The organism is Streptomyces sp. NPDC014676 (assembly GCF_043084105.1).
Lineage (GTDB): Bacteria > Actinomycetota > Actinomycetes > Streptomycetales > Streptomycetaceae > Streptomyces.
The window spans coordinates 78,826-100,805 of record NZ_JBIBZI010000019.1; the positions used below are offsets into that span (position 1 = coordinate 78,826).

Sequence of the window (21,980 nt, forward strand, 5' to 3'; positions counted from 1 at the left end):
GGAAAGCGGCCTTGCCGGAATCCCGGACGCGGACCGGCGGACCCGCGCCGCGACGTTCCCGTGTACGACGCTCTCCCGGAGGCCGGGGCGGCCTAGTCTGACGCCATGGCACCGAACATCGCGACGAACACCCGTGTCTCCCTCGACGAGCTGCTGGACTTCGTACGGCCCCGGCACCGGGCGATCCTGCTGACCCGGCGGGCCGACGGCGGGCCCCAGGGCTCACCGCTGACCTGCGGGGTCGACGACTCGGGCCGGATCGTGGTCTCCACGTACCCCGAGCGCGCCAAGACCCGCAACGCCAAGCGGGACACCCGGGTGAGCCTGATCGTCCTCAGCGACGAGTGGAACGGGCCGTGGGTCCAGATCGACGGCACCGCCGAGGTGGTGGACTCGCCCGAGTCCGTGGAGCCGCTGGTGGAGTACTACCGGAACATCGCCGGCGAGCACCCTGACTGGGACGAGTACCGCGCCGCCATGGTCAAGCAGGGCAAGTCGATCATCCGGATCACCCCGGAGCGCTGGGGCCCGGTGGCGACCGGCGGTTTCCCGGCGCGACTGGTCGAGGGGGAGTAGGCGGATGAGGGCGGTGACCTGGGATGTCACCGCCCTCGTCCCCCGTCGGGGGGGCCGTCAGTCGTCGGTCGCCTTCCGCGTGAGGTCGTAGAAGGTGGCCGAGCCGGCCGTCACCTCCTCGAAGTTCTCCTGCACCCAGGTGGAGATCTGCGAGGAGCTTCCGGAGTCGCCGCCCATGCCACCGCCCATGCCACCGCCGGCGACGAAGTAGTGGATCTTCCCGTCCGCCACGTACTCCTTGAACTGCGCGAGCGTCGGGGACGGGTCGGTGCCGTTGAAGCCGCCGACCGCCATCACGGGTTCGCCGGTGGAGAGCTGGTAGCTCGCGGCGTTCTGGGCGCCGATGGCCGCGGCGGCCCAGGTGTAGTCGCCGGCGTCGGTCTCCAGCAGTTCCTTCGCCTCGGAGTCGACGTCCGCGCCGCCGAGCAGACCGCCCATGCCGCCGCCACCGCCCATACGGCCCTCGGCGCTGTCGCCGGCGCCGTTCCCCGGGGCGCCCTGGCCGTTCTGGCCGTTCTGACCCATGGGTCCGCCACCGGGGAGGCCGCCGGTGCCGGTGCCGCCCGCGCCGGGCGGGGTCTGGCCCTGGCCCTGACCGCCCTGCTGCCCCTGGCCGCCGGGTCCGCCCCCGCCGGGGAAGCCGCCGCCCCCGCCGGGACCGCCGCCCATGCTCGCCCCGGCCGGACCGGCGGTGACGATCGAACCGGTGTGTCCCTCCCGCACGGTGCTCAGCGTGTACGCCGTCGGGCCGGCCAGCGCGGCCACCAGGCCCAGCCCCGCCGCCGCGAACGCCACCCGCCGCCCCACCCTGCCCGCGAAGACCAGCCCGAGGGCCGCGACCAGCCCGCCGACCAGGACCGGCCACTTCAGCCACGGCAGATAGTCGGGCGTGCGGTTGAGCAGGACGTACCCCCAGGCGGCCGTGGCCGTGACGGCCGCCGCCAGGGCGAGCGACGCCCAGAGCGCCCGCCGCTTCTCCCACAGGGCCGCCGTGCCCATGCCGACCACGGCCGCGAGATAGGGAGCGAGGGCCACCGTGTAGTACTGGTGGAAGATGCCCGCCATGAAGCTGAAGACGACCGTGGTCATCAGCAGCGAGCCGCCCCACACCAGGAACGAGGCGCGGGCGAGGTCGGTCCGTGCGGCCTTCCGGGTGAGGACCAGGCCGGCGACGAGCAGGATCAGCGCGGCGGGCAGCAGCCAGGAGATCTGGCCGCCGATCTCGGAGTTGAACATCCGGTCCCAGCCGGTCTCCCCCCACTGTCCGCCGCCGCCCATGCCACCGCCGCCCCCGACGCTGCCGGTCTCCTCGCCGTTGAGCCGGCCGAGACCGTTGTAGCCGAAGGTCAGCTCCAGGAAGCTGTTGTTCTGCGAGCCGCCGACGTACGGCCGCGACGACGCCGGCCACAGTTCGACGACCGCGACCCACCAGCCGCCGGAGACGACCAGCGCGAGGGTCGCCAGGGCCAGTTGCCCCAGCCGCTTCCTCAGCCGGACGGGCGCGCAGACGCCGTACACCAGCGCGAGGGCCGGGAGGATCAGGAAGGCCTGGAGGGTCTTGGCGAGGAACGCGAGACCGATCGCGGCCCCGGCCCACACCAGCCACTTCGTACGGCCGTCCTCCAGGGCGCGGACGACGAGGTAGCAGGCGGCGGACATCAGCAGCGCCAGCATCGCGTCCGGGTTGTTGAACCGGAACATCAGCGCCGCGACCGGGGTGAGCGCGAGGACCGCGCCCGCGATCAGACCGGCCGCCGGACTGAAGCGGCGGCGCACGGCCGCGTACACGACGGCGACCGTGCCGACGCCCATGAGCACCTCGGGCACCAGGATCGCCCAGGAGTTCAGGCCGAAGATCCGCACCGAGAGCTCCATCGGCCACAGCGAGGCCGGGGGCTTGTCCACGGTGATGGCGTTCGCCGCGTCCAGCGAGCCGAAGAAGAACGCCTTCCAGGACTCGCTGCCCGCCTGGACGGCCGCCGAGTAGAAGGAGTTGGCGTATCCGGAGGCGCTCAGGCCGTAGAGGTAGAGCAGTCCGGTGGCCAGCAGCAGGCCGAGGAAGGCGGGGCGCGCCCAGCGGGGGTCCTCGGGCCGGCCGCGCCACACTCTGCGGGCCAGCGGCCCCCGGGGTTCGCCGGGGGCGGCGTGCCGGGCCGGGGTCGGGGGTCCCCAGGTGGCGGGGTCCGCCGGGGGGCTCGGCTGGTCGTACTGCGTGGTCATCGAAGGTCCCTCGGGTCGGAGCGGGAAGGGCGGGACGGACGGGTGGGCAGCGACGAGCGGACCGGCTGGAGCGGCAGGGTCGCGTCCTGCCAGGCAGGGGCGGCGGGAGCGTCCTGCCAGGCGGCGGGGGCGGGGACGGGGGGCTCGGGGAACCGGGTGCGGTCCGGGAAGACCCACGCCCGGAAGAGCAGGAACCGCAGCACGGTCGCCGCGAGGTTGGCCGCGATGAGCACCGCCAGCTCGGTGGAGTGGGCGGGGTCGCTGGTCGCGGCGTTGAGCGCGGCGAGCGAGCCGCTGGTCAGGGCGAGACCGATGCCGAAGACGACGAGCCCCTGCGCCTGGTGCCGTACGGCCCCGCCGCGCCCCCGCACGCCGAAGGTGAGCCGCCGGTTGGCGGCGGTGTTGGCGACCGCCGAGACCAGCAGGGCCAGCCCGTTGGCGGTCTGGGAGCCGGTGAAGGTCCGGAAGCCGCTGTAGAGCAGCAGGTAGAAGAGGGTGGACAGGACGCCGACGACGCAGAAGCCGACCAACTGGCGGGCCAGTCCCTGCGGTACGTCCTGGAGGGTGCGGTCGCGCGGGTCGTCGCCGAAGGGGCGGGCGAGCCGGTCCAGCGGCAGCGAGCCGGTGGCCAGGGCCCTGCCGACCCGCCAGACGCCCTTGAGGTCGTCGGTCGCCGTCTTCACGATGTGCACGGTGGAGTCGGGGTCGTCGACCCAGTCGACCGGCACCTCGTGGATGCGCAGCCCCGCACGCTCGGAGAGGACCAGCAGCTCGGTGTCGAAGAACCAGCCGCTGTCCTCCACCAGGGGCAGCAGCACCTGGGCCACGTCACGGCGGATCGCCTTGAACCCGCACTGCGCGTCGGAGAAGCGGGCCTGGAGCGAGCCGCGCAGGATCAGGTTGTACGAGCGGCTGATGAACTCCCGCTTGGCGCCCCGCACCACGCGGGAGCTGCGGCTCAGCCGGGAGCCGATGGCGAGGTCGGAGTGGCCGGAGATCAGCGGGGCGACCAGCGGCAGCAGCGCGTTGAGGTCGGTGGACAGGTCCACGTCCATGTAGGCGAGGACGGGGGCGTCCGAGGCGGACCAGACGGTCCGCAGCGCCCGGCCGCGCCCCTTCTGCTCCAGGCGCACCGACCGCACCTGCGGGAGCCGTTCCGCCAGCCGGGCGGCCACGTGCGGGGTGCTGTCCGTGGAGGCGTTGTCGGCGATCGTGATGCGGAAGGCGTAGGGGAAGGTGCGGGTCAGGTGCTCGTGCAGTCTGCGGACGCACGGCTTGAGGTCCTTCTCCTCGTTGTAGACGGGGATCACGACGTCCAGGACCGGCGTGCCCGCTCCGGCGGCCGGGAGGTGCTCCCGCGCCGGCAGGGTGCCGGGAGAAGAATCGGTTCGCATGGAACCGACTCTGCTCAGGCGCCCTGTCCTGCCCATGTGGTGACGCTGTGCCGTGGCTGTGAGTACGGCTCGGGCGTCAACTCCGTTTCTACGGCGGGGAGATGGAGCGTGAACGCGGTGTGTCCGGGCACGCTGTCGACGGTCACGGCACCGCCGTGGGCGGTCGCCACGGCCTGCACGATGGCCAGGCCAAGACCGGTCGAACCGGTGGCACGGGTGCGCGCGGAGTCGCCGCGCGCGAACCGTTCGAAGATGCGCGGGAGCAGTGCGGGCGGGACGCCCGGCCCGTCGTCGACCACGTCCACGCAGAGCCAGGGCCCGTCGCGGCGCACCCGCGCGGTGACGGTGGTGCCCGGCGGGGTGTGGTTGCGGGCGTTGCCCAGCAGGTTGACGAGGACCTGCTGGAGCCGGGCGGCGTCGGCGCACACCGGCGCGGGCTCATCGGGCAGTTCGAGCCGCCACACGTGCTCCTGGCCCGCGGCCCGGGCGTCGCTGATGGTGTCCACGACGAGCGGTACGAGGTCGGTCTCCTCGAACCGCAGCGGCCGGCCCGCGTCCAGGCGGGCGAGCAGCAGCAGGTCCTCGACGAGCAGGGTCATCCGGCTCGCCTCGGACTCGATCCGTCCGAGCGCGTGCCGGGTGTCGGGGCCGACCTGCTCCCGGCCGCGCCGGGTGAGCTCGGCGTACCCCCGGATGGAGGCCAGGGGCGTACGCAGCTCATGGCTGGCGTCCGCGACGAACTGCCGTACCCGCATCTCGCTCTCCTGGCGGGCGTGCAGCGCCCCGTGGACGTGGTCGAGCATCCGGTTGAGCGCGGCGCCGACCCGGCCGACCTCGCTGTGCGGGTCGCACTCGGACTCGGGGACGCGCTCCTCGAGGTTCACCTCGCCGGTGTGCAGCGGCAGTTCGGAGACGCGGGTGGCGGTGGCGGCGACCTTGCGCAGGGGGCGGGTGGCGACGCCGACGATGACGGCTCCGGCGAGGGAGGCGGCGATCAGTCCGGCGGCGGTGACGCTGATCTCGACGAGGATCAGGGTGTTGACGGTGTTGTCGACGTCCGCGGTGGGGAGGGCGACGTAGAAGGTGCCGTTGGGGCCTGCCCGGTAGGCGACGCGGTAGGTCCCGAGGCCGGGGATGTCCACGGTGTGCTCGGTGAAGTCCCGGGCGACGGAGCCGAGCGCGGCGGTCTGGGCCGCGTCCAGCGACTTGGCGCTCATCGAGAAGTCGTCCTCGGACTTCTTCCCGTACAGGGCCTCCGTGACGGCGCCGTTCTCGACCTTCGCCGCGATGGTGTAGCTCGGCTGCGGGCCATGGGCGACGAACTCGGTGAGATCGATCGGCTTGGGATCCCGGCCGGCCCCGCCCCCGCCCTGTCCCGGCGGTCCGAAGTCGCCCGACGCCCGTGTCGCGACCTCCTTCAGCTGCCCGTCGAGCTGCTCGTACAGATGGGACCGCAGCGCCAGCGTGGTCACGGACCCGATCACCGCGCACACCACCGCGATCAGCACCACGGACGCGACGACGAGCCGCGTCCGCAGGGTGCGCGGGGTGCGCGCCCGCCGCCGCGGACGCGGCCGTCGCCGTCCGCTCACGAGACCGCGGGCTTGATCATGTAGCCGGCGCCGCGCCGGGTGTGGATCATCGGCTCCCGGCCCGCGTCGATCTTCCGGCGCAGGTACGAGATGTACAGCTCGACGACGTTCGCCTGCCCGCCGAAGTCGTACGACCAGACCCGGTCGAGGATCTGGGCCTTGCTGAGCACGCGCCGCGGATTGCGCATGAGGAAGCGCAGCAGCTCGAACTCGGTGGCGGTGAGGTGGATGCCGTCGCCGCCGCGGGTGACCTCGTGGCTGTCCTCGTCGAGGGTGAGGTCGCCGACGACCAGCATCGACTCGGAGCGGCGGTCGGCCGCGCCGGAGCGGCGGATCAGTCCGCGCAGCCGGGCGACGACCTCCTCCAGGCTGAACGGCTTGGTGACGTAGTCGTCGCCGCCGGCGGTCAGTCCGGCGATACGGTCCTCGACGGCGTCCTTGGCGGTGAGGAACAGTACGGGCACGTCCGGGAGTTCGCGGCGCAGCCGGCCGAGGATGGCCAGGCCGTCCATGTCCGGCAGCATCATGTCCAGGACGACGGCGTCGGGCCGGAACTCGCGCGCGGTGCGGAGGGCCCCCTGGCCGTCCCCGGCGCTGCGGATCTGCCAGCCTTCGTACCGCAGGGCCATGGACAGCAGCTCGGTGATCGACTGCTCGTCGTCCACCACAAGCACGCGGACGGGGCTCCCGTCCGGCCTCAGCAGTTCGGTGCGCCCCTGGGGCGAGATCGTGGTCATACCGCACACGATGTCCGGGGCCTCTGAGAACACCCTTTCGGGAACCTGTGTTTTACCTGAGAAACCCACAGGCCGTTCTCAGCCACCGTTCGGCGAGGGAGCGTCTCTCCGGCGTGACGCCGCTTGTGCGGTGTTCCGCGGGGAGGGGGGCCCTCTCGTGGTGCCGGGGCGGACGCCTGGCGGCCTCCGACGGATTCGCCTCATGCGGTGCTCCCCGGGGCGGGGAACTCCCGTCATGGTGCCGGGGCAGGCGCCCGGCGGCCGTCCGGCGGATGAGCCGACGGCGTCCAGTGCGTGCCGGACCCCGGATCAGAACAGCCCGTCCTGCGCCGCCGGCCGGTCCCTGACCGCCCTGACCGGCACCGCGAACTCCCGTCCCGGGGCCGGGAGCAGGTCCCACCCGGTCAGCAGCCGGGTGTCCAGCACCACGACGCCCTTCCCCGTCGCCAGATGCAGATCGGGACCGGCGGCGGCCACCAGCTCCCCGCTCACCGCGCCCCCGGCGACCAGCTCGCTCACCTCCCCCACGGCGGCCGGCACCCCCGCCAGCCCGAACACCCCGACGTGATCGACCGGCCGGAACGGCTCACGGGCGAGTGACTCCGGCCACCCGTCCAGGGCGACCGCCCGCGCGTGCAGCCCGGCGATCTCGGCCGCCCGCTCCTCCTCCCCGTCCGGGAGGACCGCCCGCACCGCCCGCTTGCCGGCGTACGGAATCCGGTCGGGCACCCGGAGAGCCGCGCGCAGCAGCTCCTCGGTGCGCCGCGCCGCCATCAGCGGCCCGGTCCCCAGCCAGCTGAAGCAGACCGCCCCCTGCTCCAGCAGCCGCGCCGGCCCCCGCTGTACGGCGGTGATCCCGACCTTGGTCATCCCCGGCCCGAACCACGCCAGGTACACGCGGTAGGGCCGCGGATCGTCCGCGAGGGTGTCGGCGGCCACCGAGTGCGCCCGGTCCAGCCGGGCGCACTCCTCGCAGCGCGCCCCCGTGCTCCGCCCCGGGACGGCCGCCCCCAGCGGACACACGTGCCCCCGTGCCCCCACGCAGGTCCGCACTCCCCCTTCCCCGACCCCGAAGGCCACCCGCTTCCCCCGGGGCAGCGCGGAGCGCCGGCCGCCCTCCCACGCCAGCACGGGACCGTCCGCCGACCACCGCAGCCCCGAGCACCGCCATGCCTGTGCCATCTCTGACGAGACTAGGGGGCACCACTGACAACGCCCGCGGTTCAGCCGCCGGTCCGCCCCGACCCCGCGGACCGCCGCCGCGTCCGCGGGGAAGCGCTGCCGGACGCCCTGGCCCGCGCGCGCGAGATCTACGACCCCCACCACGCCCGCGTCAACGAGCTCTTCGCCGACTGCACCCCGGAGGAGATCGCCGTGCTCCACGACTGGTTCCGCCGCGCGGACACGGTCGCGGCCGACCACCTGGAGGAGCACTGCCGCACCGGCTGAGACGCCGAGGTGCCGAGCGGGAACCGGAGTGCAAACCTGGTGGAGGGGCCGCAATGCTCGGGGACAGCCGAAAGGTCGGACACATGGCGAGCAATGTCAGCGGCACGCGCCACCACCAGGCCGGGTGGGAGGCCAGGAGCCCTTGGGCGACGAGCTGGACGGCTGCAGCGGCGGTCCTGATGACGTTCGGCGGCATCATGGCGATCTTCCAGGGCATCGCCGCCATCGCCCAGGACGACGTCTTCGTCGCCACCCGGAACTTCACCTACGAGTTCAGCCTGACCGGCTGGGGCTGGATCCACCTGATCCTCGGCGCCCTGGTGACCGTCGCCGGTCTCGCCCTGTTCACCGGGGCCACCTGGGCCCGCATGGTGGGCATCGCGCTGGCCGGGCTCAGCATGGTCGCCAACTTCGTGTGGCTGCCCCACGCACCGGTCTGGTCGATCGCCCTCCTCATCATCGACGGCTTCATCATCTGGGCCCTGTGCGCACCACGCCGCGAGTCCCGGACCTAGAGCGCACCTCCGCGGCCCGGAACACCCTGTGGCCCTGGCTGGTCCAGGCGGCGGGCGTGGCGACGATGGTCACCGCGTACTTCCTCCTGCCCCTGGACCGTCTGGGCCCGCGCCGCCCGGCCCTGAGCTGGCTCCTCTTCGGCCTCGCGCTGACGCTGATCGCGCTCCTGCTGCTGCGGCAGGTCGTCCACGTCCTGCTCGGCCGCCCGGACGTCCGTCCGGGGCTGGTCATCCCCCTGCTGATGAGCCTGTCCGTCCTGGTCTTCGCGACCGCCTACCAGGCCCTGGCCCAGCGCCCCGGCGAGCTCGACGGCATCGCCACCCGCCTCGACGCCCTCTACTTCACGGTGGTCACCCTCGCCACCGTCGGCTACGGCGACATCACCCCGCACGGCCAGGCGGCCCGCCTGGTGACCATCCTGCAGATCCTCTACACCTTCGTCTTCCTCACGGCGGCGGCCACCGCCCTGACCAACCACCTCCGCACCGCACTCCGGCGCCACGAGAATCCCCGCCGTCCGGAGTGACCCCCACGTCGCGAGACAGAGTGACCGGCGCCACACCGGAAGGGGTGGGGGCGCACCCTGTACCGCACCTCCCGAGGGGTGTCCGCTCATGAGCGGCATAACGGCAACCACGTTCGACAGCCTGCGCGAGACCCTGCGGGGACGGGTCGTCACACCGCAGGACACGGATGACGACGAGGCCCGCAGCATCTACAACGCCATGATCGACCGGCGTCCGGCCGCCATCGCCCGGTGCGCGGGCGCGGCGGACGTCCGGGCCACCGTCGCCCTCGCCCGGGAGACCGGGATCGACCTCGCCGTCCGCGGGGGCGGCCACAGCGGGCCGGGGCCGTGCCTGGTCGACGGCGGGCTCACCCTGGACCTGTCCCCGATGCGCTGGGTGCGGGTCGACCCGGAGACCGAGACCGCGCAGGCGGGCGGGGCGGTCAGCTGGGCGACCTGGACCACGAGACGCACGCCTTCGGCCTCGGCGTGCCGGCCGGGATCGTGTCGACGACGGGCGTCGGCGGTCTCACGCTGGGCGGCGGGCACGGGTACCTGACCCGCAAGTACGGGCTGACGGTCGACAGTCTGATCGCCGCCGACGTCGTCCTCGCCGACGGCACCTTCGTCACCGCCACCGAGAAGGAACACCCGGACCTGCTGTGGGCGCTGCGGGGCGGCGGCGGCAACTTCGGCGTGGTCACGTCGTTCACCCTCCGGCTGCGGCCGGTGCACACGGTCGGGGTCGCCGTGACCGTCTGGCCCATCGACCGCACGGGGGAAGTGCTGCGCTGGTACCGGGAGTTCCTGCCCGCCGCACCCGAGGACCTCTACGGATTCTTCGCGGTGCTGTCCGTCCCGCCCGGCCCGCCCTTCCCGAAGCCGATCCACGGGCAGAAGATGTGCGCCGTGATCTGGTGCCACACCGGTGACCTGGAGTCCGGCCGGCTGGAGGACGTCCTGTCCGTGGTCAACGACCCGGCCCCGCCGGCCTTCCACTTCACCACGCCGATGCCGTACCCCGCCCTGCAGAGCATGTTCGACGCGCTGATCCCCGAGGGCCTGCAGTGGTACTGGCGGGGCGACTTCTTCGACGCCATCCCGGACGAGGCCGTCACGGTGCACGAGCGGTACGGCCACAGCCTGCCCACCGGCCTGTCGACGACGCACCTGTATCCCGTGGACGGAGCGGCCCACCGGGTCGCCCCCGGCGAAACGGCCTGGGCCTACCGGGACGCCGTGTGGTCCGGCGTCATCGCGGGCATCGACCCCGACCCGGCCAACGCCGACCTGCTCCGGCAGTGGTGCGTCGACTACTGGACCGACCTGCACCCGCACTCCATGGGCGGCTCGTACGTCAACTTCCTCGGCGAGTCGGAGGGCCCCGAGCGCGTCCGCTCCACCTACCGCGACAACCACGACCGCCTGACCGCGGTCAAACGCGCCTACGACCCGGACAACCTCTTCCACGCCAACCAGAACATCCCGCCCTCCGCGGCCTGATCCGCGGCTCTGGACAGATCGGTCGGTGACCGTCGCACAGGCCGCACTTCGGGTCGGCAAGGACGCTACGGGACGGGGCCGGTCGCCGCGGCCGCTGTACTCCGCTGCTGTACCGCTGCCGTTCGCCCCCGTTGATGTCAGCCGTTGATGTCACCGATGAGGGGCGCTCCCGACAGACCCGACGCGGCCTGCCGAGTCTCGAAGTCGGGTGTGGGCTTGTGCCAGCATCACGGGATGCTGCGACTCACCGATTTCATCATCGACTGCCCGGACACGATGAAGCTGGCGGCTTTCTACTCCGAGGTGACGGGCCGTCCGATCAGGGAAGGAAGCTCCGAGGACTGGGCCGGCATCCAGTTCGGCGAGATCGAGCTGGCATTCATCCGGGTGGACGACTACCGCGCTCCGCAGTGGCCCGACAGCGAGCACCCCAAGCAGTTCCACCTCGACTTCGAAGTGGACGAGATCGAGTCCGAGCAGCGCCGTGTCCTCGACCTCGGCGCGACGCTGAGGAAGGACTTCATCGGCCCCAACGGCTACGGCTGGCGGATCTACACCGACCCGGTCGGCCACCCCTTCTGCCTGTGCCGCAACAAGGGTGTGACCTGGACCGACCAGGGCCCGGTCTGGCCCGAGCACGGCTGATCAGCCGCCCGCTTCCCCACCCACCGCCCTCCCCGGCTCCCGTCCCGTCCACCGCCTCGGCCGCGGGCGGAGCCGGTCCGGGTGCAGCGGCGGGTCAGCGCGGTCGAGGTCCACCCGGAAGTAACCCAGCGCATCCTCCGGCATGCGCGGATCGCCATGACGAGGGAGGTCTACGCCGAAGCGAGCGAGGAGGAAGTGCGCGCCGCGATCGGTCGACTGTACGGCACGACGAAGCCCCCTCCGGGATGATCCCGAGGGGGCTTCGATCTGTGTGCACTCGGCAGGATTCGAACCTGCAACCTTCTGATCCGTAGTCAGATGCTCTATCCGTTAAGCTACGAGTGCTTGTCTCTTCAGTTTTCTCGCCGCTTCCCGGTCCTTTCGGCCCGCTCGCGGCGACAGGAAGAACATTACATGACTGCCGCCGTCATGTGAAATCCGTTTGGCTCACCCCTTGTGACCTGCGCAAACGCGGGATCGGCCGGGGAGAGGGAACGACGAAGCCCCGGCCGCAGGACCGGGGCTTCGTGAGGTGGCGGAGGCGGAGGGATTTGAACCCTCGATGGGCTTTAAGACCCAAACCGCATTAGCAGTGCGGCGCCATAGACCGGACTAGGCGACGCCTCCATGCACAGAACCCTCCGCGCGTGAGCGCGAGTGGATCGGTGCGTGCCGATGATGACACACCCGCGTTGGCTGTCACCAATCGCCACCCACGGTACTAGGCGGGGAGCCCGCAGGGCAAAGCACTTCCGGCCCTCGCGTCGGTGTGGCGCAACGTCCCGCGCGGTGGCGCGTTGATCAGGTCATGTCGCAGTCCATGTCACAGCTCATGTCGCAGCTCACCCCTCGGGTCGTGTCGCGGATCCGGCGGGCGGGCACCGCGCTCCCCGTGCTGTGGCGGCTCGTCGCCGTCGCGGCCCTCACCTCGCTGTCCACCGCGCCCCCGGCGGCGTACGCGCAGGGCGCTCCCCCGCGCGGTGACCGCCTCACCGTCACCGTGCGCGACGCGGGCGGCGGGGCGGACGGGACGTACGAGGTGCGGTGCCGGCCCAGCGGCGGCGACCATCCCGACCCCGCCGGGGCCTGCGCGGCCGTCGAGCGGAACGCGCGGTGGGGGCGGGACGCCTTCGCCCCGGTGCAGCGGGACGCCGTCTGCACCCTGCGGTACGGCGGGCCCGCCACCGCCCGCGTCACCGGCACCTGGGCCGGCCGCCCCGTCGACGCGGCCTACGACCGTACGAACGGATGCGAGATCGCCCGCTGGGACCGGCTGGTGCCGCTGCTGCCCGCAGCGGGCGCCGGGGGACGCGGGTGAGGGGACCTCCAAAGCGGCCGGAGCGGCGGGGGCGCGTGGTGGCGAGTCGGGGCACAGGGGACGTAAAGGTCCCGCGAAGGTTCGTGGCGCGTCGGCGCAGGCAGTCACGGGTTCCGGGCGTACCGGGCGTCACATCGCCGTCACTTTTCCGTGCGATGTCCGTCCCATCCGGCGTCGCGAGCGCAATCCCAGCCCTTAGACTCCCTCGCGTGACACGCTGCGGGCAGGTTGGCAAGATGGCCCGAGCGGTCGGCACGTCGCGGTAACAGGGAGGAAGCGTCTCGTGAGCAGCAGGCCATCCCGGGGCACTGCTCGCCTCGCAGCCATACTGGACGCGCTCCCGGACGCCCTGGTGCTGGTCAACGCCAACGGGACGATCGTCAACGCCAACGCCATCGCCCTGGAGGCCTTCGAGACCCCGGGCACGGCGCTGGTGGGGCGGGGGCTGCTGGACCTGCTGCCGGAGTTCGACTCCAAGCTCATCCCGGGGTCCATGCGACGGCCCGACCACATCGATCCCCGGGCCCGCACCAAGCCGACGCGGATGGTCGCCCGGCGGACCGACGGGACCGAGTTCCCGGTCGAGGTCACCAGTGCGAATCTGGAGACCGGCCAGCAGGCGTACGACAATTACGGCTACACCGGCGACGAGCTGCTGATGCTCGTCGTCCGCGACCTCTCCGGCACCGTCGACACCGAGGCCGAGCTGGCGCGTTCGCAGCGGCAGACCGAGATGATCCTGCGCGCCGCCTCCGAGGGCGTCGTCGGCACCGACACCGACGGGCGGATCGTCCTCGTCAACCCGGCCGCCGCCCAGATACTGGGATACCGGGCCGGCGAACTCGGCGGGCGCGAACTGCACACGCTCGTCCTGCACTCGCGCGCCGACGGCGCCCCCTTCCCGTACGACGAGTCCCCGCTCGCCGACACCCTGCGCTCCGGGCGCAAGCACCGGGTGCGCGGTCAGGTGCTGTACGCCAAGAACGGAGACAAGCTGCCGGTCGACCTGACGACCGCGCCGGTGCGCGACGGCGACCAGCTCGTCGGCGCCGTCATGACGTTCCTCGACCGCCGCCCCTACGACGCGCTCGCCGAGGAGAAGGAGCGGGCCGAGCGGGAGCACGCCGAGGAGCTGGAGCGGCTCGCCGAGGAACACGGCTCCGAGCTCACCGCCCTGCGCCAGGGCCACGTCGCCGAGCTGGAGGAGCTGCGCGAGCAGCACGCGGAGGAACTCGCCGCGAACGAGGAGCGGTACGCCGCGCTCGGCGAGCGGGAGAAGGACCGCTACGAGGCCCTCGCCGCGCGTCACGACCAGTTGCTCACCCTGCTGGGGCGGTCCCTGCGGGGCCCGCTGGACGAGCTGCGCCGGGAACTGTCCGCGCTGGCCTCCGACGACGCCGGTCAGCTGTGGCCCGAGGCCAACCAGGTGCTCCACCACCTGTCGGCCGGCTACGCCCGGATCACCACCCTCATCGACAACGTCCTCGGCTACCAGCGGCTCGACGCCGGTGGCGAGCAGATCGCCCGCACGAAGGTGATGCTCGACGCCGTCGTCGCCGCCGGGGTCGACGGTGCCGTGGAACTCATCGGCCCCGGACGGGTGCAGTTCGCGGTGCACGCGCCGCCCATCGAGGCCGAGGTCGACCCGCGGCTGCTCGCGACCGCCCTCGCGCATCTCGTCGCGGACGTCGCGGGTGTCGACGCGACCGGCAACACGCCGGTGTCGGCGGGCGGCTACCTGGACAACACGGTCGTGGTCGCGGCGGCGCAGCGCGGTGAGGTCGTCCGCATCGAGGTGCGCGGGCCGTACGGCGGCGGCGACCCGGTGCACGAGCCGATCGTGCGCGGGATCGTCCGGGCGCACGGCGGTGTGCTGCAGACGCACGAGGTGCCCGGGATGAGCGGCAGCGCGTTCGTCCTCGAGGTGCCGATCGGGGGCGGGGCGGGGTCCGTGCCGGCCGCCGAACCGGCGGTGTCGGCGGTGTCGGCCGAGGTGGCCGAGGTGGCCGAGGTGGCCGTTCCCGCCGAGCCGGTCCCCGGCGGTGGCGGGCGGCGCCGGGCGCGGCGCGCGTCCGTGGACGCCTTCCTGGAGAGCGAGGTGCCGGGTCCGGACGACGGCTCCGGTACGGACTCCGCGCCCACCGGCCGGCGCAGGCGCCGGGCGGCCGCCGCCGTCGACGACGAGCCCGCGCAGGCGTCCGGCGGCACCGGGCGGCGGCGCGGCCGGCCGGCCGAGGACGCGTCGGCCGCGGTGGGTGCCGAGGTCGAGCTCGCCGGGGCCGCCGGGGTGTCCGAGGGGGCCGTCGTCACCGCCGCCGAGCACGCGGCGGGGGCCGCCGCGTCGAACACCGGGCTGGGCGGGACCGTGCCGCCGCAGGGGGTGCCGGGGCCGTCCGGGCAGCGTGCCCGGCAGGGGTCCGGCGAACAGCACGCGCTGCCGCCGGCGCTGCCCGCGCCGTCCGGCACACCGCAGACCGAGGTCGCGGTGCATGTCCCGGCTCAGGCTTCGGGACAGGCGCAGTCGCAGCCGACGGGACGGCGCCGACGTGCGCTGGCCGCCGCCACCGAGCGGGCGGCGGCGCAGGAGGCCGCGCCCCGTACGGTGTTCGCGCTGCCACCGGCCGAGGCGGACCAGGAACAGCACACCGGCCTGCCCGCCCAGGCCGAGGCGATCGGACAGACCGACGCGGCCGGGGTGGTCGGACAGGCCGGGGCCGCCGGACGGACCGGGGCTGTCGAGGCTGTCGGGCAGACCGGGGTCGACAACGGCCGCCATGACGCCGTTCCGCACGACCAGGCCGACGACCACACCCCGCCGCAGCCGCACCCCACCAGCGCGCCGACGGGCCGCCGGCGGCGGGCCGCCGCCCAGTCGGCAGGGCCCGACGGCGCACCCACCGGGGCTCCCGTTCCGGCCGCCCAGACGGCGACCGTCCAGGCCCCGGGGGCTTCGGCGCCGTGGGGGGCGGCACCCGCGCAGGGGGCGCCTGCCGCGCCTCAGGGGGCTCCGGCCCCGCCGCCGGGGGCTCCCGTGCCCGCGCAGGGAACGGCTGTTCCGGTCCAGGAGGTCGCGGTTCCGCCGCAGGGCACGTCCGCTGCGCCGCAGGGTGCACCCGTGCCCGCACAGGGTGCGGCCGTTCCCCCGCAAGGGGCTCCCGTAGCCGCACACAGTGCTGCGGTCCCGCCGCAGGGCGCCGCGGTCCCGGCCCCCGGCGCTCCTGTTCCGGCGCAAGGTGCCGCCGTCCCGGCACAAGGTGCCGCGACTCCAGCGCATGGAGCTCCGGTATCCGCACAGGGCGCGGCTGTTCCTCCGCAGGGGGCTCCGGTACCGGCACACGGTGCCGCCGTACCCCCGCAGGGCGCCACGCCCCAGGCGCACGGGACTCCCGTACCCGCACAAAGCGCGACCGTCCCCCCGCAAGGGGCTCCCGTAGCCGCACACGGTGCCGCCGCTTCCCCACAGGGCGCTCCCGTTCCGGCACACGGTGCCGCCGTACCCCCGCAGGGACAGGCGGCTCAGCCGCTTCCCGCCGCTCAGCCGCTTCCCGCCGAGGCCGCGCCCGGGTCGGGTGCCGCAGCCGAAGGTGGTCCCGTCCCGCAGCAGTGGCCCGCCGCCGGGGACACCTCCGGTGCCGGTACGGCCGTACCGGTGGCCGCGGGCCCGCCGCAGCCGACCCCCGCCGCCGGCACCCCGTTGCCGCCCGAGGGCGCGCCGGCGCAGCGGGCCGCTCAGCCGTTGCCCGCGGAGGCCTCGGCACCGGTCGATCCGAACTCCACGCAGGGGCGGGCGATCAGCGTGCGGACGCTGGGGCAGGGTGTGCCGTTCAACCGGCAGGCCGCCCAGGTGCAGCAGCCGCTGCCGTCGGCCACGCCTCCCCCGCACCAGCCGGGCGGCTCCGGCCGCCGCCGCAAGCTCGGTACGCGCCCCGACCCGGCCGCGGGCGGCGAGCAGAACGCGCGCCCTCACCCGCCGGCCGAGCCCGTACCCGCCGGCGCGCCCGCGCACGCCCCGGCGCACTCCCGGCTCGCGCCGGGGACCGAGGGCACCGGGCGGTCGTACGCCATAGGGGCGCCCGACGCGAACGCCGCCGAGGGGCCCGAGCCGCTGGACGGTCCGGGCGGGGCCGTCGAGGTGGCGGACCCGCCGCGTCCGCAGCCGATGGACGACGAGCTGCCGCCGGAGCCGCTGGACAACCCGCGCCGGCTGCTGGTGTGGCCCGCGCCGGACGTCACCACCCAGCAGGCGCTGAGCGACCGCGGCTACCGGCCGGTGATCGTGCACTCGCGCGAGGAGGTCGACGCGCAGATCGCGGCGTTCCCCGCCGCGCTGTTCGTGGACCCGCTGACCGGGCCGATCACCCGTACGGCCCTGCAGTCGCTGCGGCAGGCCGCGGTGGCCGCCGAAGTACCGGTGCTGGTCACGGCCGGGCTCGGACAGGCCTCGCGCGACGCCGCGTACGGCGCCGATCCCGCCGTACTGCTGAAGGCGCTCGCGCCGCGCGACAGCGAACAGCACCCCCCGCGCGTGCTGCTGATCGAGGAGCACGCGGAGATCGCGCTGGCGCTGACCGGGACGCTGGAGCGGCGCGGGATGCAGGTCGCGCGGGCCGCGAGTGACGCCGACGCGGTGGCGCTGGCGGGGCAGTTCCGGCCGAACCTGGTGGTGATGGACCTGATGCGGGTGCACCCGCGCCAGGCCGGGCCCGCCGGGATCATCGACTGGCTGCGGGCGAACGGACAGCTCACCCGCACCCCGCTCGTCGTCTACACGGCCGCCGTCGGCCAGGCGGACCTGCCGCGGCTGGCCTCCGGCGAGACGGTGCTGTTCCTTGCGGAGCGGTCCACCAGCGAAGAGGTGCAGGACAGGCTCGTCGACCTGCTGTCGCGGATCGGGACCAACTGACCCGCGCCCGGCTGCGCGCACCGGCCGGCCGGTGCGGCACGGCTGGAGCCGGCCCATCGGCACCGGTCGTGCCGCACCGCCGTCAGCGGGCGACCAGGCGGCGGGCCGCCTCCTTCACGGACGCGCGCAGCCGGGCTCGGTCGTCCGCCTCCCCGCCGACCAGGATGCGGCGCATCTGCGGGACGACGGCCGTCCAGTTGGCCAGCGCGGTCAGCAGGAACAGCAGGTCGCCGGCCGGGATGGCGTCGGTGACGACGCCCCGCTCCTGGCCGTCCCGGAGCAGGGCGACCTTGCGGACGTAGTGCTCCTGGCGTTCGCCCTCGTGGGGCAGCTCGTCGGTGCCGTACTCCAGGCCCTCCCAGAAGAGCAGGCGCAGCAGTTCGGGGTGGGCGGCGTGGTAGTCCATCAGCCGGTCGACCCAGCTCTCGATGTCGTCCGGGTCGACGGGGACGGACTCGGCGAGGTCCAGCATCTTCCGCTCCAGGACGATCGCGAACAGCTCCGCCTTGTTGCCGAAGTAGGCGTAGATGAGCTGTTTGTTGGCCTTCGCCTCGGCCGCGATGCGGTCGATGCGGGCGCCGGCGATGCCGTGGCGGGCGAACTCGGTGACCGCCGCCTCGAAGATCCGGGCCTTGGTGGCCTCGGGGTCCCTGACTGCCATGAGGACAGAGTAACCAACTGTTTGGTTGACAGGGAATCCGGCGGAAGCCCAGACTGTTCCCTCCATCAGCCAACCAACCAGTTAGTTGTTAGAGCAGGCTCGAAGGGGTATCCCGCTCATGTCCTCAGCGCCCAGCGCCACCGGCCGGCCGGCCCGCAGGCCACCGGTCACCACTCCCGATCAGCATCCGGGTCCGGTTCCGGGCCCGTCCCGCGGCTCCGGTGCGTTCCTCACGCTCATCGCCGTGTGCACCGCGGTCACGGCCGCCAACATCTACCTCGCCGCGCCCCTGCTCTCCCTGATCGCCCGCGACTTCGGTTCCACGCCGTCGGCCGTGGCCTGGATCGCCTCGGTCGCCCAGCTCGGTTACGCCGTCGGCCTGCTCTTCTTCGCCCCGCTCGGCGACACCGCCGACCGGCGCCGGCTGGTCACCGTCCTCACCCTGGTCACCACCGTGGCCCTGCTCGCGGCCGCCGTCGCCCCCGGCACGGGCCCACTGGCGGCCGCCGTGTTCGTCGCCTCGGCCGGGACCGTCGTACCGCAGCTCCTCGTCCCGCTGGTCGCCGAACGCGCCCCCGCCGCCCGCCGCGCCCGCCATGTCGCGGCCGTGATCGCCGGCCTGTTCACCGGCATCGTCGCGGCCCGGGTCCTCGGCGGTCTCACCGGGGAGGCCTTCGGCTGGCGGTGGGTGTTCGGGGGCGCGGCCGTCCTCACGCTCGCCCTGGGCACCGCCACCGCCCTCGTCCTGCCGTCCGGGCGGCGCCACCGCGACGGCTCGCTGTTCGGCGGCCTCGCCGCACTGCCCGGACTGCTGCGCCGCTCGCCCGACCTGTGGCGCGCGTCGGTGCGCCAGGCGGGGATGTTCGGCGCGTGGAGCGCCCTGTGGACCTCGCTCGCCCTGCTGCTGACGGGCCCGGCCTACGGCCTGTCCACCGCCACCGCCGGGCTGTTCGGCCTCTTCGGACTCGCGGCGAGCGCGGTGGCGCCGCTGGCGGGCGGGCTGGTCGACCGTTTCGGCGCCGCCCGGGTCGTACGGGGGGCGTATCTGCTCGCGGCCGTCTCCGTGCCGCTGTTCTGGCTGGGCGGGCAGGTCGTCTGGGCCCTGTTCGTCGCCGCGGTGGCGATCCACGCGGCCCTGGTCGCCTCCCACGTCGCCAACCAGACCCTCGCCCTGACCACCACCTCCAGCCCGGCCGTCGCCAACACCGCCTACGTCGTCTCCGGCTTCGCCGGCGGCGCCACCGCCTCGGCCCTCGCGGGCACCGCCTTCACCCACTTCGGCTGGGGCGGGGTGTCGGCGGTGGCGGCGGTCTGGCTGGCGCTGGGGTGGGGGAGCACGACGGTACGGCGGTGATGGCGGTGACAGCGGTGACGGCCATCGCCGTACGGCTCACCCGTCCACCGGTGACGGAGCCGCACGCCGCCGGGCGGTGAGGTTCCGCCTCACCGCCCGGCGCGTCCGGCGTACGTCATGTCAGAGCCGGGTGACGTCCAGCTCCCCGGCGGCGTACTGCCTGCGCAGTACCTTCTTGTCGAACTTGCCGACGCTGGTCTTCGGCACCGACGCGATCACCGTCCAGCGCTCCGGGAGCTGCCACTTGGCGATCTTTCCCTCCTCCTGGAGGAAGGCCCGCAGGGTGGTGAAGTCGGCGGTGGAGCCCTCCTTGAGGACGACCGTGGCCAGCGGGCGCTCGCCCCACTTGTCGTCCGGGACGGCGACGACGGCGGCCTCGGCGACGTCCGGGTGGGCCATCAGCGCGTTCTCCAGCTCGACCGAGGAGATCCACTCGCCACCGGACTTGATGACGTCCTTGGCCCGGTCGGTCAGGGTCAGGAAGCCGTCGGGGCTGATGGTGCCCACATCGCCGGTCTTCAGCCAGCCGTCCTCGCTGAACTTGTCGGCCGGGCGCAAAGGCTCGGCGTCGGGGCCGTTGTAGTAGGCCCCGGCGATCCACGCGCCACGGACCTCCAGCTCACCGGCCGACTCGCCGTCCCAGGGGAGGCGTTCGCCGCCGGGGCCGGTGAGGCGGGCCTCGACGCCGGCCGGGAAGCGGCCCTGGGTCAGCCGGTAGGCGAACTCCTCCTCGGTGCCCATGGCGTGGGCCGGCGGGCGGGCGATGGTGCCGAGCGGGGAGGTCTCCGTCATGCCCCAGGCGTGGCAGACCCGCATGCCCAGCTTGTCGAACGCCTCCATCAGGGAGGGCGGGCAGGCGGAGCCGCCGATGGTGACCTGGGTGAGGGAGGAGACGTCACGCGGCCTGGCGGTCAGCTCGGCGAGCAGCCCCTGCCAGATGGTGGGGACGGCGGCGGCGTGGGTCGGCCTCTCGCCCTCGATCATCTCGGCGAGCGGGGCGGGCTGCAGGAAGCGGTCCGGCATCAGCATGTTGACGCCGGTCATGAAGGTGGCGTGCGGCAGGCCCCAGGCGTTGACGTGGAACTGCGGGACCACGACCAGCGAGGTGTCCTGGTCGGTCAGGCCCATCGACTGCGCCATGTTGACCTGCATGGAGTGCAGGTAGATGGAGCGGTGGCTGTAGATCACGCCCTTGGGGTCGCCGGTGGTGCCGGAGGTGTAGCACATGGCGGCGGCGGCGCGCTCGTCCAGCTCCGGCCAGTCGTAGGCGACGGGATGCCCGGCGAGCAGGTCCTCGTACTCGTGCACCCGCGCGGTGGCGTCCGCCAGCGCGGAACGGTCCCCGGGGCCGGAGACGACCACGTGCTCGACGGTCTTGAGGTGCGGCAGCAGGGGCGCGAGGAGCGGGATCAGCGAACCGTTGACGATGATCACCCGGTCGGCGGCGTGGTTGACGATCCACGCGAGCTGCTCGGCCGGCAGGCGGAGGTTCAGGGTGTGGAGGACGGCGCCCATGGAGGGGATCGCGAAGTACGCCTCGACGTGCTCGGCGTTGTTCCACATGAGGGTGGCGACCCGGTCGTCGCCGGTGACGCCGAGGTCGTCGCGCAGGGCGTGGGCGAGCTGGGCCGCCCGGGCGCCGATCTCCGCGTAGGAACGGCGGTGCGGTTCGCCCTCGCCGGTCCAGGTGGTCACCTGCGAGGTGCCGTGGATCGTCGACCCGTGGGTCAGGATCCTCGAGATCAGCAGCGGTACGTCCTGCATGGTGCTCAGCACGGCGTCCTCCTGGGCGACATTGCCTGCGGGGCGGTAAGAGTTGCGCTGATTCTGCGCACATACCGCGCGGTATGTCACTAGGGGAGCGAATGATCGATCACGCCGCGTCGGCGGGCCGGAGCACCTCAGCCGCGGACGAGCCCCAGTTCGGCGTCCTCGCGGAGCTTGCCGAGCGCCCTCGACACGGCCGACTTCACCGTGCCCACCGAGACGCCGAGCACCTCGGCCGTCTGCACCTCGCTGAGGTCCTCGTAGTACCGCAGCACGACCATCGCCCGCTGCCGCGCGGGCAGCCGCATGATCGCCCGCCACATCGCGTCGCGCAGCGCCTGCTGCTCGGCCGGGTCGTCGCCGCCGGGCACCGGGTCGGGCTCGGGCAGCTCGTCGCAGGCGAACTCGTCGACCTTGCGCTTGCGCCACTGCGAGGTGCGCGTGTTCAACAGCGCCCTGCGCACATAACCGTCGAGCGCCCGGTGGTCCTCTATGCGCTCCCAGGCGACGTACGTCTTGGCGAGCGCGGTCTGCAGCAGGTCCTCCGCGTCGCTCGGGTTCCCGGTCAGCGACCGGGCGGTACGCAGGAGCACCGGCTGGCGAGCCCTCATGTACGACGAGAACGACGGGTACGGGAGGGTCTGCGCCGCTGTCGCTGGAGTGGCGGCTTTCGAAGCGCTGGTGCAGACGGGTGTGGTCATGGCTCCACGCTATGAGCGGGGCCGGTCCGGCGGATCGCCCGCAGGTCCCGAAGGCACGTCCCCCTCAGGTTGTAGGGGTGGGGCCGGCTGCACCTCCTGAAGGTGGACCGGCGGGTGAGGGGTACTGCGGGTCGGC

15 protein-coding genes, 2 tRNA genes and 1 pseudogene are annotated in these 21,980 nt (G+C 73.5%); 8 read left to right on the forward strand and 10 right to left on the reverse strand.

Features of this window, described 5'->3' with window-relative positions:
- Window positions 1-105 precede the first annotated feature (105 nt).
- Complete coding sequence (locus tag ACF1DX_RS35130) at window positions 106-576, forward strand: PPOX class F420-dependent oxidoreductase (protein WP_391795200.1); 471 nt, start codon at window positions 106-108, stop codon at window positions 574-576.
- Window positions 577-633: 57 nt separating this feature from the next.
- Here ACF1DX_RS35130 and ACF1DX_RS35135 read toward each other — a convergent pair whose 3' ends face one another.
- The 5 genes from ACF1DX_RS35135 to ACF1DX_RS35155 all read right to left on the reverse strand — a co-directional run bounded on the left by ACF1DX_RS35135 (window position 634) and on the right by ACF1DX_RS35155 (window position 7,701).
- The gene (locus ACF1DX_RS35135; RefSeq protein ID WP_391795201.1) at window positions 634-2,796 is read right to left on the reverse strand and encodes an ArnT family glycosyltransferase; all 2,163 of its coding nucleotides are present in this window, start codon (window positions 2,794-2,796) and stop codon (window positions 634-636) included.
- The gene (locus tag ACF1DX_RS35140) at window positions 2,793-4,190 is read right to left on the reverse strand and encodes a glycosyltransferase (RefSeq protein ID WP_391795202.1); all 1,398 of its coding nucleotides are present in this window, start codon (window positions 4,188-4,190) and stop codon (window positions 2,793-2,795) included. The genes ACF1DX_RS35135 and ACF1DX_RS35140 overlap by 4 nt, the downstream gene beginning before the upstream one ends.
- 14 nt (window positions 4,191-4,204) lie before the next feature.
- On the reverse strand, window positions 4,205-5,782 hold the full coding sequence (locus ACF1DX_RS35145; protein WP_391795203.1) for a sensor histidine kinase: 1,578 nt from the start codon (window positions 5,780-5,782) through the stop codon (window positions 4,205-4,207).
- Window positions 5,779-6,519: a response regulator transcription factor gene (locus tag ACF1DX_RS35150; RefSeq protein ID WP_199822037.1), complete on the reverse strand. Its 741-nt coding sequence runs from the start codon at window positions 6,517-6,519 to the stop codon at window positions 5,779-5,781. The genes ACF1DX_RS35145 and ACF1DX_RS35150 overlap by 4 nt, the downstream gene beginning before the upstream one ends.
- Window positions 6,520-6,828: 309 nt before the next feature.
- Window positions 6,829-7,701, reverse strand: coding sequence for a DUF2797 domain-containing protein (locus ACF1DX_RS35155; protein WP_391795204.1), 873 nt, complete (start codon window positions 7,699-7,701; stop codon window positions 6,829-6,831).
- 350 nt (window positions 7,702-8,051) lie between these two features.
- Here ACF1DX_RS35155 and ACF1DX_RS35160 point away from each other — a divergent pair, with 350 nt between their 5' ends.
- The 4 genes and pseudogenes from ACF1DX_RS35160 to ACF1DX_RS35175 all read left to right on the forward strand — a co-directional run bounded on the left by ACF1DX_RS35160 (window position 8,052) and on the right by ACF1DX_RS35175 (window position 11,140).
- Window positions 8,052-8,483, forward strand: a complete 432-nt coding sequence (locus tag ACF1DX_RS35160; RefSeq protein ID WP_391795205.1) for a hypothetical protein — start codon at window positions 8,052-8,054, stop codon at window positions 8,481-8,483.
- 65 nt (window positions 8,484-8,548) lie between these two features.
- The gene (locus ACF1DX_RS35165) at window positions 8,549-9,010 is read left to right on the forward strand and encodes a potassium channel family protein (protein ID WP_391795239.1); all 462 of its coding nucleotides are present in this window, start codon (window positions 8,549-8,551) and stop codon (window positions 9,008-9,010) included.
- An 88-nt stretch (window positions 9,011-9,098) separates the two neighbouring features.
- Window positions 9,099-10,495, forward strand: a pseudogene (locus tag ACF1DX_RS35170) (FAD-binding oxidoreductase).
- A 234-nt stretch (window positions 10,496-10,729) separates the two neighbouring features.
- Window positions 10,730-11,140 (forward strand): VOC family protein, encoded by a 411-nt coding sequence (locus tag ACF1DX_RS35175; RefSeq protein WP_391795206.1) that lies wholly within the window; start codon window positions 10,730-10,732, stop codon window positions 11,138-11,140.
- A gap of 272 nt (window positions 11,141-11,412) precedes the next feature.
- Here ACF1DX_RS35175 and ACF1DX_RS35180 read toward each other — a convergent pair.
- Both ACF1DX_RS35180 and ACF1DX_RS35185 read right to left on the reverse strand, forming a co-directional pair.
- Window positions 11,413-11,485: transfer RNA gene (locus ACF1DX_RS35180), tRNA-Arg, on the reverse strand.
- A 188-nt stretch (window positions 11,486-11,673) separates the two neighbouring features.
- A tRNA-Ser gene (locus ACF1DX_RS35185) sits at window positions 11,674-11,767 on the reverse strand.
- A 181-nt stretch (window positions 11,768-11,948) separates the two neighbouring features.
- Between ACF1DX_RS35185 and ACF1DX_RS35190 the strand changes: the two genes are divergently transcribed.
- Window positions 11,949-12,458: an SSI family serine proteinase inhibitor gene (locus tag ACF1DX_RS35190; RefSeq protein WP_391795207.1), complete on the forward strand. Its 510-nt coding sequence runs from the start codon at window positions 11,949-11,951 to the stop codon at window positions 12,456-12,458.
- A gap of 283 nt (window positions 12,459-12,741) precedes the next feature.
- On the forward strand, window positions 12,742-17,361 hold the full coding sequence (locus ACF1DX_RS35195) for a PAS domain-containing protein (RefSeq protein WP_391795208.1): 4,620 nt from the start codon (window positions 12,742-12,744) through the stop codon (window positions 17,359-17,361).
- 82 nt (window positions 17,362-17,443) lie between these two features.
- Here the strand turns inward: ACF1DX_RS35195 and ACF1DX_RS35200 are convergent, their stop codons facing one another.
- Complete coding sequence (locus ACF1DX_RS35200) at window positions 17,444-18,022, reverse strand: TetR family transcriptional regulator (RefSeq protein ID WP_085575728.1); 579 nt, start codon at window positions 18,020-18,022, stop codon at window positions 17,444-17,446.
- A gap of 118 nt (window positions 18,023-18,140) precedes the next feature.
- Here ACF1DX_RS35200 and ACF1DX_RS35205 point away from each other — a divergent pair, with 118 nt between their 5' ends.
- Complete coding sequence (locus tag ACF1DX_RS35205) at window positions 18,141-19,376, forward strand: MFS transporter (RefSeq protein ID WP_391795209.1); 1,236 nt, start codon at window positions 18,141-18,143, stop codon at window positions 19,374-19,376.
- Window positions 19,377-19,496: 120 nt separating this feature from the next.
- Here ACF1DX_RS35205 and ACF1DX_RS35210 read toward each other — a convergent pair whose 3' ends face one another.
- Together ACF1DX_RS35210 and ACF1DX_RS35215 are read right to left on the reverse strand one after the other, a co-directional pair.
- Window positions 19,497-21,140, reverse strand: coding sequence for a long-chain fatty acid--CoA ligase (locus tag ACF1DX_RS35210; RefSeq protein ID WP_391795240.1), 1,644 nt, complete (start codon window positions 21,138-21,140; stop codon window positions 19,497-19,499).
- A 137-nt stretch (window positions 21,141-21,277) separates the two neighbouring features.
- Complete coding sequence (locus ACF1DX_RS35215) at window positions 21,278-21,844, reverse strand: SigE family RNA polymerase sigma factor (RefSeq protein WP_391795210.1); 567 nt, start codon at window positions 21,842-21,844, stop codon at window positions 21,278-21,280.
- Between the last annotated feature and the right edge of the window lie 136 nt (window positions 21,845-21,980).